The 1,481-nt window shown below is 76.6% G+C and carries 2 protein-coding genes; one reads left to right on the plus strand and one right to left on the minus strand.

Annotated elements, in window-relative coordinates:
* A partial coding sequence (locus tag AB0J52_RS40260; RefSeq protein WP_500188455.1) for an amidohydrolase family protein occupies positions 1-786 on the minus strand: 786 nt, incomplete at its 3' end.
* Positions 787-875: 89 nt separating this feature from the next.
* Here AB0J52_RS40260 and AB0J52_RS40265 point away from each other — a divergent pair.
* The coding region (locus AB0J52_RS40265; RefSeq protein WP_500188457.1) for a LacI family DNA-binding transcriptional regulator at positions 876-1,481 on the plus strand (606 nt) is incomplete at its 3' end.

Consider the following 1,481-nt stretch of genomic DNA (forward strand, 5'->3'; position numbering starts at 1 on the left):
GGCCAGATCGACGGTGAGGCCGGAAAGCAGGGACGGGTCCGGAACGACCTCGCCGCGTCCGCCGCCGCGCGCCGAGAGCCGCTCGCCGTGCAGCGGCGCGAGCCCTGCCAGCAGGGCGAAGCAGACGCGCAGGCGCGGGAAGGCGGGCCGTCCGAACGCGCGGAACGCGTACCAGGCCGCGTGCATCTGCGAGACATAGGGGACGACCGCCGCCCACCACGCGGGGTCCGTACCCTCAGTGGCTGCGCAGGGCCCGGTGCCACCGGCGGCGGGCCCGGGGTGGACGAACAGGGGCAGCCCGCGCTCTTCGAGCAGCGCCAGGAGCGGCGCGCAGTGCCGGTACCCGGCGGCGTCGAGCAGCGCGTTCGCGGGGAGCTGGAGGCCGGCGCAGCCGCGGTCCAGCTCCCGGGCCAGGGCGCCGGGGTCGATCTCGGTCACGCAGGCGGCGGCCCAGGCGCGGAACGGCTCGGGAAGCCCGGCGGCCCCCGCGTGGTAGGCGTCCAGCAGCGGCCGGGCCTCGTCCGGGGGGAGCAGTTCGACGCCCAGCGGCGAGGACAGCGAGACCAGCGCGAGGTCGAGGCCGTCCGCGCGGGCCAGCGCGGCCCGCAGCGGCACGTCGTGGTCGTCCGGGTCCACCTCGAACGGCGGCTCCCCGGCGAGGTGGAGCGTCCACCCGTCGAGGCGCGGCGGAGCCGTGCGGGCCCGCAGCGCGGCGAGCAGGGGAGCGCCCCAGAGGTGCTGGTGGACGTCCGCCCCCGGCATCGCCGACTCCTTACTGAACCGCATCAGTTAACCGTTTCAGTGAACCGGTTCAGCACCCGCCCCGTCAAATGCCGCCGGGAACCGCCCGCGCCGACCGTCTAGGGTTGGGGGGCGTGAGCGACAGGCGGAAGCGCGCGACCATCCGCGAAGTGGCGCAGGCGACCGGCCTGTCGCCGGCGGCCGTCTCCTACGCGCTGCGCGGCATCCAGACCTCGGAGGAGACCCAGGAGCGGGTCCGCGCCGCCGCCGAGGAGCTGGGCTACGAGGCGCACCCGATCGCCCGCGCCCTGGCCAGCGGCCGCACCGACATGGTCGGGCTGCTCTGCGGCTCCCTGGAGGACTACTGGCAGCAGTCCCTCGCCGTCGGCATCGGCCGGGCGCTGCTCGCCCGCGACCGCTACGCCCTGATCGTGGACGCCGGCGGCGACCCCGAGCGCGAGCTGGCCCTCGCCCGCCGGCTGCGCGACCAGCGGGTGGACGGCCTGATCGTCCAGCCGCTGGACCCGGCCGCCGCGCTCTGGTCCGAGCTCGCCGAGACCCTCCCGGTCGTGTCCATCGGCGACGCCCTGCACGGCGGCAAGGCCCAGGGCGAGGTCGTCTTCGACAACCGGCGCGGCGTCACGCTCGCCCTGGAGCACCTGCGCGACCTCGGCCACCGGCGGGTCGCGGTGTTCACCCCGACCCGCGCCAGCACCCCCGACCGGCCCGCCGACGTGCAC

The organism is Spirillospora sp. NPDC049652 (assembly GCF_040675125.1).
Lineage (GTDB): Bacteria > Actinomycetota > Actinomycetes > Streptosporangiales > Streptosporangiaceae > Spirillospora.